Origin of the sequence: Nonomuraea sp. NPDC003560 (genome assembly GCF_042878785.1) — a bacterium.
Lineage (GTDB): Bacteria > Actinomycetota > Actinomycetes > Streptosporangiales > Streptosporangiaceae > Nonomuraea.
On record NZ_JBIAOF010000005.1, the window covers coordinates 560,501 to 572,590 of the forward strand.

The 12,090-nt window shown below is 70.6% G+C and carries 11 protein-coding genes; 6 read left to right on the forward strand and 5 right to left on the reverse strand.

The window, feature by feature from the left end:
• Window positions 1–2 precede the first annotated feature (2 nt).
• On the forward strand, window positions 3–848 hold the full coding sequence (locus tag ACFYUV_RS23265; protein ID WP_387671217.1) for a glutathione S-transferase family protein: 846 nt from the start codon (window positions 3–5) through the stop codon (window positions 846–848).
• Here the strand turns inward: ACFYUV_RS23265 and ACFYUV_RS23270 are convergent.
• Both ACFYUV_RS23270 and ACFYUV_RS23275 read right to left on the reverse strand, forming a co-directional pair.
• Window positions 796–2,085, reverse strand: a complete 1,290-nt coding sequence (locus ACFYUV_RS23270; protein WP_387671219.1) for an MFS transporter — start codon at window positions 2,083–2,085, stop codon at window positions 796–798. The genes ACFYUV_RS23265 and ACFYUV_RS23270 overlap by 53 nt on opposite strands.
• Window positions 2,082–2,678 carry a winged helix-turn-helix domain-containing protein gene (locus ACFYUV_RS23275; RefSeq protein WP_387671221.1) on the reverse strand — a complete coding sequence of 199 codons (597 nt, stop codon included), beginning with the start codon at window positions 2,676–2,678 and terminating at the stop codon, window positions 2,082–2,084. The genes ACFYUV_RS23270 and ACFYUV_RS23275 overlap by 4 nt, the downstream gene beginning before the upstream one ends.
• A gap of 75 nt (window positions 2,679–2,753) precedes the next feature.
• Here ACFYUV_RS23275 and ACFYUV_RS23280 point away from each other — a divergent pair, with 75 nt between their 5' ends.
• The 5 genes from ACFYUV_RS23280 (at window position 2,754) to ACFYUV_RS23300 (ending at window position 9,140) form a co-directional block, all read left to right on the forward strand.
• Entirely contained in the window at window positions 2,754–3,398 is a 645-nt protein-coding gene (locus tag ACFYUV_RS23280; RefSeq protein WP_387671223.1) for a B3/4 domain-containing protein, read from the forward strand.
• Window positions 3,399–3,602: 204 nt separating this feature from the next.
• Window positions 3,603–7,241 (forward strand): multifunctional oxoglutarate decarboxylase/oxoglutarate dehydrogenase thiamine pyrophosphate-binding subunit/dihydrolipoyllysine-residue succinyltransferase subunit, encoded by a 3,639-nt coding sequence (locus tag ACFYUV_RS23285; protein WP_387671225.1) that lies wholly within the window; start codon window positions 3,603–3,605, stop codon window positions 7,239–7,241.
• A gap of 91 nt (window positions 7,242–7,332) precedes the next feature.
• Window positions 7,333–7,512, forward strand: a complete 180-nt coding sequence (locus ACFYUV_RS23290; protein ID WP_352323532.1) for a DUF6104 family protein — start codon at window positions 7,333–7,335, stop codon at window positions 7,510–7,512.
• A gap of 99 nt (window positions 7,513–7,611) precedes the next feature.
• Complete coding sequence (locus ACFYUV_RS23295) at window positions 7,612–8,415, forward strand: DUF4097 family beta strand repeat-containing protein (RefSeq protein ID WP_364330797.1); 804 nt, start codon at window positions 7,612–7,614, stop codon at window positions 8,413–8,415.
• Window positions 8,412–9,140 carry a helix-turn-helix transcriptional regulator gene (locus ACFYUV_RS23300; protein WP_358288920.1) on the forward strand — a complete coding sequence of 243 codons (729 nt, stop codon included), beginning with the start codon at window positions 8,412–8,414 and terminating at the stop codon, window positions 9,138–9,140. The genes ACFYUV_RS23295 and ACFYUV_RS23300 overlap by 4 nt, the downstream gene beginning before the upstream one ends.
• 62 nt (window positions 9,141–9,202) lie before the next feature.
• On the opposite strand, the gene ACFYUV_RS23305 is transcribed toward ACFYUV_RS23300, so the two are convergent.
• The 3 genes from ACFYUV_RS23305 to ACFYUV_RS23315 all read right to left on the reverse strand — a co-directional run bounded on the left by ACFYUV_RS23305 (window position 9,203) and on the right by ACFYUV_RS23315 (window position 12,023).
• Window positions 9,203–10,060, reverse strand: a complete 858-nt coding sequence (locus tag ACFYUV_RS23305) for an oxygenase MpaB family protein (protein WP_387671227.1) — start codon at window positions 10,058–10,060, stop codon at window positions 9,203–9,205.
• Between the two features lie 76 nt (window positions 10,061–10,136).
• Window positions 10,137–11,093, reverse strand: a complete 957-nt coding sequence (locus ACFYUV_RS23310) for a zinc-binding dehydrogenase (RefSeq protein ID WP_387671228.1) — start codon at window positions 11,091–11,093, stop codon at window positions 10,137–10,139.
• A 51-nt stretch (window positions 11,094–11,144) separates the two neighbouring features.
• Complete coding sequence (locus ACFYUV_RS23315; protein ID WP_387671230.1) at window positions 11,145–12,023, reverse strand: hypothetical protein; 879 nt, start codon at window positions 12,021–12,023, stop codon at window positions 11,145–11,147.
• Window positions 12,024–12,090 lie beyond the last annotated feature (67 nt).

Consider the following 12,090-nt stretch of genomic DNA (forward strand, 5'->3'; position numbering starts at 1 on the left):
TCATGAAGCTGAGCCGCGAGATCTCAGACGATGGCCGCTTCGTCCGGCAGCCGAACCGCTTCACCGAACGGCTCGGGCCGCCCGAGCCCGGCCGCTACCGGCTCTACGCCTCCTACGCCTGCCCGTGGGCACAGCGCGTGCTGATCGTCCGCGCCCTGCTCCGCCTGGAGGACCTGCTGGACGTCACGATCGTCGACCCCATCCGCGACGAGAAGGGCTGGCGGATCCCCGACGGCGACCCGCCGTACCTGTCGGAGCTCTACCACGCGACCGAACCGGGCTACACGGGCCGCTACACCGTGCCGTGCATCTGGGACATCCGGGAAGAACGCCTGGTCACCAACGACTTCCCGCAGATCACCCTCGACCTGGAGACGTCGTGGGGCAGCGCGCCCGACCTGTACCCCGAACGCCTGCGCCCGGACATCGACATCATGAACGACCGCCTCTACCACGGCCTCAACAACGCGGTCTACGAGGCCGGCTTCGCCCGCGGGCAGCAGGCGTACGAGGAGGCGGTCGCCCGCGTGTTCACCACGCTCGACCTGCTGGAGGTGCGCCTGGCCGAGTCGGAGTTCCTCTTCGGCACGCTCACCGACAGCGACGTGCGGCTGTTCACCACGCTGGTCAGGTTCGACACGGTCTACCACGGCCACTTCAAGTGCTCGATCAGGCGGCTGACCGACTATCCGGCGTTGTGGGCGTACACCCGCAGGCTCTACGCGATCCCCGCATTCCGCGACACCACGGACTTCGACCACATCAGACGCCACTACTACATGACCCAGACGAACATCAACCCGAGCAGGATCGTTCCGGTAGGACCGGAACTCGACTGGAGCCTGTGACCCCCGGTCTCGGCATCGCGACGAACAGCAGCGCCGAGGCCAGCACCACCCCCGAGGCCACCCACCAGGCGGCCGACGCGCCCGCCTGCCCGGCCAGGACGCCGAGCGTGGAGTTGGCCAGCACCCCGCCCGCCTGGAGCGAGAGCGAGGACGTCGAGGTGACCGTGGTGCGCTCGGCGGCGGAGACCGCGTTGTGCTGCATCTCCAGGCAGAGCAGCCCGGTCACCGACAGCCCGGCGAACATGACGAGGTAGGCCAGCCCGGCCGTCACCAGGCCGGGCACGCCGTCCAGCCCGGCGGTGGCGGCCAGCGAGCCGACCGACAGCGCGCAGAGCACCGCGCCCATGGCCGCGCCGCGGGCCGAGCCGCCCGCCAGGCGCGCCACGCGGGGCGCGATCGCGCTGCCCGTGGCGCTGGCGGCGTATCCCAGGGCCGCCACGACGGCGTAGGCCAGGCTGCCGCGCTCGGACGTGCCGGCCAGCTCGGCCAGGCGGCCGGGGGTCAGCAGCTCGATCGTCATCAGCAGCACGCCGGACGCGGCGGCGGCGAGCATCAGGCGGCGCAGCACCGCTCCCCCGGCGGCCAGCCGGATCCCGCCGACCACCGTCGAGGGCACCTCGCGCAGCACGCTTCCCAGCGACCGCCGCGCGTGGGCCGGCTCGGGCAGCGCGAACACCACCACGACCAGCAGGACGACGGCCGCGACGGCCCCCAGCAGCGGCGGCACGGCCAGCGGCGTGATCGTCCCGGGCGGCACCAGCAGCGGCACGGCGCCGCCGACCAGCACCCCGGCGCACATGGCCACCGACTCCAGCGCGCCGCCGCGCGCCAGGCCCGGCTTGAGGTCGGCGTCCTCGCCTTCGAGCTCGTGCAGGGTGTCGACGTACCAGGAGGTGGCCGGGCCGCTGGACAGCGCCCTGGCCACGCCCTTGATCACGCAGGTGACGAGGAACATCCCGAACGTCGTCGAGACGCTCATCAGCGCGAGCGCCGCCGCGGTGAACACCGCTGAGGCGGCCAGCACCATCCGCCGTCCGATGACGTCGGCCAGGCCGCCCGTGGGCAGCTCCAGGCTGACGGTGACGACCGAGAACACGGTCACCGCCAGGCCGATCTGGGTCAGGCTGAGCCCCCTGTCGGTCATCAGCAGCACCATGACGGCGGCCATCAGGCCCAGCGGCAGCCAGGTCAGGAAGCTGACGAGCATGTAACGCCGTAACGCGGAACGAGCGGTCATCGGTCCTGCTCCTTGTCGCTGGGAGAACCGTCGGTGGGAAAACCGTCGCGGGGGAAACCGCCCATCCAGATGTTGACCTGGCGGGCGTCGGGGTCGCCCGAGTAGCGGGCGGCGAGGTCGCGCAGCAGCTCCATGGCCCGGTCGTTGAACTCCCTCAGCCCGGCCGGGGGCAGCTCCACGATGTGGTCGCTCAGCCCGGCCGCGCGGGCCCACTCGGGGGACCAGTCGTGCTCCTCGTGCTCCTGCGCGACCCGGCCGAGGACCTCGACCTGGCGCATCCGCATGATCCGGACCGCCTCGCGGCCCTCCTCGGTGCCGGACAGCTCGCCGCCGTCCCAGGAGGTGTAGCGGTGGCGGGCCCGCCAGCGGCGCTCGCGGCCGTCGCGCCGGTCGGGGTCCTCCTCGATGAAGCCGTACTTGAACAGCTCGCGCAGGTGGTAGCTGGTCGAGCCGGAGCTCTCGCCGACCTTGCGGCCCAGCTCGCTGGCGGTGGCCGGGCCGTCGCTGCGCAGCAGCCCGAGCAGCCGCACCCGCAAGGGGTGGGCGACCACTTTGAGCACCTGCGGGTCACTGATCCTGTACTGCTCCTCCATGAGCACGACCCTAGACCGCAAAGGCTTTTTTGCAAAGTGATTTTTGCGAATTCCCCGACCTTCTAAACTGGGCGGATGCTCGACGACATCCGCGTGGACGACGCCGTCCTCGCCCTGCGCCCCGACTTCGCCGTGCTGGTGATGCTGGCCCACGGCCTGCGGAACGGCCCCACCGACGACCGCACCCGCGCCTGGCTGGCCGAGGCGTCGGCGTGCGAGGTCCAGGCCGACAAGATCGACGCCTGGAAGGACGCCTACCGCGCCTTCGGCGCCAAGCCGCAGCGCACCCGGCCCTCGGTCGACGCCCTGACCCGGCGCATGCCGCTGCCGGAGATCAACCGGGTGGTCGACGCGTACAACACGATCAGCGTCAAGCACGCGCTGCCCATCGGCGGCGAGGACCTCGACCGCTACCAGGGCCCGGCCCGGCTGGTGCGGGCGACCGGCGACGAGCACTCCGAGGAGGCGCTCGGGCAGCCCGAGCCCGGCGAGGTGATCTGGCGCGACGACGCCGGCGTGACCTGCCGCCGGTGGAACTGGCGTCAGGTGGCGCGCACCCGGCTCACCGAGGACACGACCAACGCGATCTTCCTCCTCGAACGGCTGGAGCCCATGTCGATGGAGGAGCTCCAGCAGGCCGGCAAGGAGCTGGCGGAGCTGCTGGAGGAGCTGTCACCCGGGGTGCGGATCACCAGCAGAATCGTGCCCGGAGGGAAATAAACCTGCCGGCCATACGTTGATACCAAACAGTAACAATGGCGGCTCTCCCTGGATTGACTAGGCGGGCGTGACCTCTTCGGCGTGTCCTGAGAGGATCGTTCGAGGCGGCGCGTGCTCTTCGGCGCGCGCTGCCGGTCCGGGCGAGTAGCCTTGGACAGGTTCTCTAACATCAACGCCGATCTGCGGAAGAGGGCGATTTCCGCCGTGTCGTCTGAGTCGTCGCGGACAAACCCGCTGGCAAGCTTTGGTCAGAACGAGTGGCTTGTCGACGAGCTGTACCAGAAGTACCTTCAAGATCCAGAGTCTGTCGACAAGGCCTGGTGGAACTTCTTCGCTGACTACAACCCTGATTACGGACCGGGCCGGACCCCGGTCAGGGAGGCGGCGAACGGCACTGCGACCGCGCCCGCACCTCCCAAGGCGCCCCCGAAGGCGCCTCCGGCAGCCGAGAAGCCGAAGCAGCCGGCCACCCCGGTGCCCAAGGGCGCCGAGGAGGTGAAGCTGCGCGGCGCCGCCGCACGCACGGCCGCCAACATGGACCTGTCCCTGACGGTCCCGACGGCGACCAGCGTCCGGGCCATCCCGGCCAAGCTGCTCATCGACAACCGCATCGTGATCAACAATCACCTCAAGCGGGGGCGTGGCGGCAAGATCTCCTTCACCCACCTGATCGGCTTCGCGATCGTCAAGGCGCTGAAGGCGATGCCGGAGATGAACTACTCCTACACGGAGGTCGACGGCAAGCCCACGCTGGTCAAGCCCGAGCACGTCGGGTTCGGCCTGGCGATCGACGTCCAGAAGAGCAACGGTGAGCGCCAGCTCCTCGTGCCCTCGATCAAGGGCGCCGAGGAGATGGACTTCCGCCAGTTCTGGGTGGCCTACGAAGAGGTCGTCCGCAAGGCCCGCGCGGGCAAGCTGGGCGTCGACGACTTCTCCAGCACCACGATCTCGCTGACCAACCCCGGCACGATCGGCACCGTCCACTCCGTTCCGCGCCTGATGCCCGGCCAGGGCACGATCATCGGCGTCGGCGCGATGGAATACCCGGCCGAGTACCAGGGCGCCTCGCCCGACACGCTGTCGCGCCTGGCCGTCTCCAAGGTCATGACGCTGACCAGCACCTACGACCACCGGATCATCCAGGGCGCCCAGTCGGGCGACTTCCTGCGCCAGATCCACCGGCTGCTGCTCGGCGAGGACGGCTTCTACGACGAGATCTTCGAGGCGCTGCGCATCCCGTACGAGCCGGTGCGCTGGGTCCAGGACATCTCGGCCTCGCACGACGACGACGTGGCCAAGTCGGCCCGGGTCATCGAGCTGATCCACGCCTACCGCGTGCGCGGCCACCTGATGGCCGAGACCGACCCCCTGGAGTACAAGCAGCGCAAGCACCCCGACCTCGACATCCAGTCCCACGGGCTGACCCTGTGGGACCTCGAGCGCGAGTTCGCCACGGGCGGTTTCGGCGGCCGTCCGCTGATGAAGCTCCGCGAGATCCTGGGCGTGCTGCGCGACTCCTACTGCCGCACGGTCGGCATCGAGTACATGCACATCCAGAACCCCGAGGAGCGGGCCTGGATCCAGGCGCGGGTGGAGAAGCCGCACGCCTCGCCCGAGCGCGACGAGCAGCTCAACATCCTGTCCCGGCTCAACACCGCCGAGGCGTTCGAGACGTTCCTGCAGACGAAGTTCGTCGGCCAGAAGCGCTTCTCGCTGGAGGGCGGCGAGTCCCTGATCCCGCTGCTCGACTCGGTGATCAGCGACGCCGCCGACGAGGGCCTCGACGAGGTCGTCATCGGCATGGCCCACCGCGGCCGGCTCAACGTGCTGGCCAACATCGTGGGCAAGTCCTACGCGCAGATCTTCGGCGAGTTCGAGGGCAACATCGACCCGCGCACCGCCCACGGCTCCGGCGACGTCAAGTACCACCTGGGCGCGAGCGGCGAGTTCACCGCCCCGAGCGGCAAGACGATCACGGCGTCCGTGGTGGCCAACCCCTCCCACCTGGAGGCGGTCGACCCGGTGCTGGAGGGCGTCGTCCGCGCCAAGCAGGACCTCCTGGAGCGCGGCGAGGAGGGCTTCACCGTCCTTCCCGTCCTCGTCCACGGCGACGCGGCCTTCGCCGGCCAGGGCGTGGTGGCCGAGACGCTCAACCTGTCGCAGCTGCGCGGCTACCGCACCGGCGGCACCGTGCACGTGGTGGTCAACAACCAGGTGGGCTTCACCACCTCGCCGGCCTCGTCCCGCTCGTCGGTCTACGCGACCGACGTCGCGCGGATGATCCAGGCGCCGATCTTCCACGTCAACGGCGACGACCCCGAGGCCGTGGTGCGCGTGGGCCAGCTGGCCTACGAATACCGCCAGGCGTTCCGCAAGGACGTCGTCATCGACCTCATCTGCTACCGCCGCCGCGGCCACAACGAGGGCGACAACCCCGCCTTCACCCAGCCGCTGATGTACGACCTGATCGACGCCAAGCGCTCCACCCGCAAGCTCTACACCGAGGCGCTGATCGGCCGGGGCGACATCACGGTCGAGGAGGCCGAGTCGGCGCTGCGCGACTACCAGGCCAAGCTGGAGCAGGCGTTCACCGAGACGCGCGAGGCGGCCAAGAAGCCCAAGGAGGCGGCCGCCATGCGGGTGCCCCCGGCCGAGGTCGTCAAGTGGTCCCACGCCGACACGCCGACGGCGATCAGCGACGAGACGCTCAAGCGCATCGTCGACACCCAGCTCAACCTGCCCGAGGGCTTCACGCCGCACCCGCGCCTGGCGCCGGTGCTGCAGCGCCGCGGCCAGATGGTCGAGACCGACTCGATCGACTGGGCGATGGGCGAGACGCTGGCATTCGGCTCGCTGCTGATCGACGGCCACCCGGTGCGCCTGGTCGGCCAGGACTCCCGGCGCGGCACGTTCACCCAGCGGCACGCGGTGCTGGTCGACCGGATGACCGGCGCCGACCACACGCCGCTGAAGCAGTTCAACGAGGGCACCACGAAGTTCTACGTCTACGACTCGCTGCTCAGCGAGTTCGCGGCGCTCGGCTTCGAGTACGGCTACAGCGTCGTGCGTCCCGATGCCCTGGTGGCCTGGGAGGCGCAGTTCGGCGACTTCGTCAACGGCGCCCAGACGATCATCGACGAGTTCATCTCGTCCGGTGAGCAGAAGTGGGGCCAGCGCTCCTCCGTCGTGCTGCTGCTGCCGCACGGCTACGAGGGCCAGGGCCCCGACCACTCCTCGGCCAGGATCGAACGGTTCCTGCAGGTCTGCGCGCTCGACAACATGACGGTCGCGCAGCCGTCCACGCCGGCCAACTACTTCCACCTGCTGCGCTGGCAGGTGGAGTCCAACCGGCGCAAGCCGATGGTGGTCTTCACGCCCAAGTCGCTGCTGCGGCACAAGGCGGCCACGTCGAAGGCGTCCGACTTCACCACCGGCACCTTCCAGCCGGTCATCGGCGACACCACGGTCGACCCGGCCAAGGTCACCCGGATCGTCCTGGTCTCGGGCAAGCTCTACTACGACCTGGCCGCGCAGCGCGACAAGACGGGCCGCGACGACGTCGCGATCGTCCGTCTTGAGCGGCTCTACCCGTTCCCCACCGAGGAGCTCACCGCCGAGCTGGCCCGCTACGGGCAGCAGGCCGAGCTGGTGTGGGCCCAGGACGAGCCGGTGAACATGGGCCCGTGGCCCTACCTGACGCTGAAGCTGGCCGAAGACCCGCAGACGCTCGGCGGCCGGTCGCTGCGCCGCGTCTCGCGGACCCCGAACAGCTCGCCCGCGACGGGTTCGCACAACTCGCACGACACCGAGCTGGAGGAGATCCTCCACCAGCTCTTCGGCTGAGCAGGCCGCCAGTGAGCCCCCGGCCGTCCGGCCGGGGGCTTCTGCGTTGACCGGCAGGGTGAGGCCCCTGCCTGCACGAAGGAGAGAACCCATGTACTTCACCGATCGAGGGATCGAGGAGCTGGTCGATCGGCGGGGCGAGGAAGAGGTCAGCGTGCTCTGGCTGGGCGAGCGGCTGCGCGAGTTCGTCGATCTCAACCCCGAGTTCGAGACCCCGATCGAGCGGCTGGCCACCTGGCTGGCCCGCCTCGACGACGAGGACGACGACTGACGGGATTCCGCCGCCGAGACGCGATACATCTTGAGTTTTCGAGTAACGCGACATATCGTGTTCTCGTAGGAGATGTACTCGTCAAGGAGGCATACGTTCATGGAGAAGTGGACGCTGGACGCTCCCGAACAGCTCACGTTCGGGCCGGTTGAGTCACTTGACGTGCGGATCGTCGCCGGCAGGCTGGCCGTCCTGGCCAGCGAGGGGCCGCCCACGCTGGAGCTGACGGAGATCGAGTCGGCCGCGCCGCTGCTGGTCAGCTACGACCCGCTGACCAAGGAGCTGGTCGTCACCTACGAGGGCCTGACCCTGGACGGGCTGCTCGGCTGGCTGCGGCGCGACAAGCGCAGGACCAACCTCACGCTCACCGTGCCCAAGGGCTGCCGGGTGAACACGGAGGTGGTCTCGGCGTCCACGGTGCTGGCCGGGTTCGAGCGGTCCACCCGGGTCAAGAGCGTGTCCTCCGAGGTCGTCCTCGACGGCGTGAGCGGCGAGGTGAGCGCCACCACGGTCTCCGGCTCGATCGAGAGCCGGGCCATGGAGGGCGACCTGGCGCTGAAGACCGTCTCGGGCGAGCTGACCCTCGCCGACGGCAGCCCGCGCCGGCTCAAGGCCAGCACGGTGTCCGGCCGCATCACCGCCGACCTGACGCTGCGGCCCACGAGTCATGTGACGCTCAACAGCGTCTCGGGTGCCATCCTGGTGCGGGTGCCGGAGAACGTCGAGTCCGACGTCAGCATGAGGTCCACCTCCGGCAGGCTGAGCTCCACGTTCGACGGACTGTCGGCGAACAACAGCCCCGGCTCCAAGGCGCTGTCCGGACGGCTGGGGGGCGGCATGGCGTCACTGTCGGCGTACACCGTCTCGGGCGAGGTCGCGCTGCTCAAGGGAGAGAAGGAATGAGCCCTGTCTTCGGTCACGGCCGGCTCCGGCTGTACCTGCTCAAGCTGCTGGAGGAGAGCCCGCGGCACGGATACGAGGTCATCCGGCTGCTCCAGGACCGCTTCCTCGGCGTCTACTCGCCCTCGCCCGGCACGATCTACCCGCGACTGGCCCGCCTGGAGGAGGAGGGCCTGGTCACGCACGAGGTGATCGAGGGCAAGAAGGTGTTCTCCATCACCGACAAGGGCCGCGAGGAGCTCAACGCCCGGCTCGACGAGCTCGACGACCTGGAGCAGGAGATCTCCGCCTCGGTGCGGGACATCGCCCGCGAGGTCAAGGAGGACGTCCGCGACACGGTGAAGTCGCTGCGCGACGAGCTGACCCGGATGGCCAAGGACGTGCGCACCGGCGCCCGCGACGACGCCAAGGCGCGGGCCGAGGAGCTCAAACGGCTCAAGGAGCAGCAGAAGCGGCAGTGGATGGCGCACGCCAACCAGTGGCAGGTGGAGAGCGACCGGCTGGCCGGCGAGTGGCGCCGGATCTGGTCGGACATCTGGACCACGCTCGGCGGCGACACCGTGCGCCGGACCGAGCTCGACAGCGAGCTGGGCGAACTGCTGGCCGACTTCGTGGCCCAGGCCCGCACGGAGGCCGCCGACGCCGCCCTGACCACGCAGAAGCTGCACGAGCTGCACACCGTGCTCGACGAGGCGTCCGCCCGCATCCGCGACATCCTCCGCCGCTGAGCCGCCGCCGAGCCAGCGCTGGGCCGCCGCTGAGCCGTCGCTGGGGCGTCGCTGGGCCGTCGTCAGGCCGAGCGCAAGGAGCGTTGCGGGCGTCCGTGGCCGCGGGCCGCTCTGCGGGCGTGGTAGGCGACCGGCATGTAGCGCAGGCGCTCGGGCAGGCGCGCGGTCAGCATCGCCACGGCGTGCCCGAGGTGCCGCAGCCGCCGCTCGTCCCGGGCCGTCCAGCGCAGGCCGAGCTTCCTGCGCGCGGCCGGCGGCAGGGTCCCGACGGTGACGAAGTGGTTGAACTCCCCCGACCCCAGCCCCACCGGCGTCCACAGCCGGCGCAGCGGCCTCGGCAGGCCGGGCGGGGCGGGCGTGCCGCGCATGACGGCGAGCACCTCCAGCGCCGTCGGGTGCGGCTCCAGCCGTTCGGCGATCATCGTGTCGAAGTAGCGCCAGAACGCCTCCAGGTCCGCCGGCATCTCCCGCTCCGGCACCTGCAGGATCGCGCCGAGCTGCCGCGACTCGGCGTACATGCGGCGCTGCTGCTCCTCGGTGTAGGGCGTGCCGAAGTAGCGGTTGAGCGTGATGAACCGCTCGAACAGTGACAGGTGCACCCAGGCCCACGCCTCGCCGTTCAGGGCGTGGTAGGCGCGGCCGTGCTCGTCCACGCCGCTGATGGAGCGGTGCAGCTCGCGCAGCCGCCGCCCCTCGGCCAGACCGCCCTCACCGCCGTAGACGCACTTCTGGACGGAGGCGAGCGTGCGGTTGAGCCGCCCCCACGGGTCGTCCTTGTACGTCGAGTGCTCCGCCACGGCCACGCCGACCGCCGGATGCATGGTCTGGAGGACCAGCGCGCTGCCGGCCACGAGCAGGTTGCGGTATTCGCCCGCGGTGTCCCAGTGCATCGAACCCGGGCCGAACGGCTCAACGTTCATGGTGAACGCCTCCAGGGTGATACGACGTCATTCTTCCTGTATCACCCAGAAGGCGGACAAGTAACCCTTCACTTATTCAGCTGGTAAAGACGATTTTTCCGAAGATCTCCCCCTCGGCCATGGCCGCGAAGCCGTCCCGGGCCTCGGTCATCGGCAGCGTCCGGTCGATCACCGGCCGCACGCCCGTCTGCTCCAGGAACACCGCCAGCCGCTGGAGCTGGTCGCGGGTGCCCATGGTGGTGCCGACCACGGAGAGCTGCAGGAAGAAGACGCGGTTGAGGTCGGCGGACGGGACCGCGCCGCTGGTGGCCCCGGAGACCACGATGCGGCCGCCCGGTCTGAGCGACTTGAGCGAATGGTCCCAGGTGGCCTGGCCGACCGTCTCCATGACCGCGTCCACCCGCTCGGGCAGCCGCGCGCCCGTCTCGAAGACCTGGTCGGCGCCCAGCTCGCGGGCCCGCTCGCGCTTGTCCTCCGACCGGCTGGTCGCCCAGACCCGGAAGCCGCCCGCGCGGCCGAGCGCGATCAGCGCGGTCGCGACGCCGCCGCCGGCGCCCTGCACCAGCACGGTCGAGCCCGGTTCGAGCCCGGCCTTGTCGAACAGCATGCGGTACGCGGTCAGCCACGCCGTGGGCAGGCAGGCGGCCTCCTCGAAGCTGAGCGCGGCCGGCTTGGGCACGAGGTTGCGCCGCGGCACGGCCACCCGCTCGGCGAACGTCCCGTCGTGCACCTCCGACAGCAGGGAGCGCCTGGGGTCGAGCGTCTCGTCCGCGCCCGTGCCGATGACGGCGTGCACGATGACGTCGTTGCCGTCCTCGTCCACGCCGGAGGCGTCGCAGCCGAGCACGATCGGCAGGCGGTCCTGCCTGATGCCCACGCCCTTGAGCGTCCACAGGTCGTGGTGGTTGAGGGCGGCGGCGCGTACCGAGACGGTCGTCCAGCCGTCGGGCGCCTTCGGGTCGGGGTGCTCACCGAGCGTCAGCCCGGCGAGCGGATTGTCGGGATCGGTCTGTGTGGCGGTTACGGCGAACATGGCCGCACCCTACTAACCGGCCCGCCGCCACCCACGACACCGCCCCGCCGCTCACCGCCGGACCGTCACCCGGATCCCCGCCAGGGCGCGGCGCCGGAACTCCTCTGGGCCGGCGACGGCGACCTCCACGTCCCCCCGGCACGTCCACTCCCCCGGACGCCCGCGTCCCTCGATCACCTTCGGCAGCCGGGCCCTCCTGACGCAGTCGGGCGTGGGCGCCAGCACGACCATCTCCCGCACTCCCCCGCCGAACCAGAGCTGCGGCCCGGCCGGCCCCTCCTGGGTCACGGCCCCCGGACGGGCCAGCCGCACCGATCCCTCGCCCGACAGCACCAGGTAGCCGTCCCTGGTCACCTTGCCGTGCAGATCCCGCGCCAGGGCCGCGCGCTGTTCGAAGGTCAGCCCTTCACCCCTGTCCTGCATCGCCAGCCGCCAGCGTCCGAACGCGAAGAGCAGCACCTGCCCGCTGCCCCCGCCCGGCTGGCGCGGCCACAAGGTGACGCCGGGGCCGTAGCTCCTGATCGGCCGGCCGCCGCCGGTCACCTCGGCGACCCCGTTGTACGGCACGCTGAACTGCCGGAACCGCCCGTCGATCCACGCGCCCTGGAACGGCCGCACCCCCAGCTCGTTGAGGTCGAGGTCGGCCGGGTAGCGCACCTCGGCCTTCAGCCCGTCGGGGAAGACGACGTCGATGATCTCGTCGTGGCCCTTGGTCCTGGCCGGGATCCGCAGCGCGTTGGGGCCGTTCTCGATCGTGGTGAGCGAGCGGATGGGCGTGGTGGCGGACGGCGAGGGCGGCTCCTGCCGCGGGTCGCGGCTGAGCAGCAGGCTGACGGCCGGGATCACCAGCAGAGCCAGCACCACCGCGAGCCCGATCCACCGGCGGCGGCCGCGCCCCCCTGCCTCGATGACGTCGAACTGGTCGGACACGACGTGCCTCGCCGGGTTAGTGCGGGTTGCGCCCTTCACCCCCAGTTCAGTTGAGCGACATCCGCCC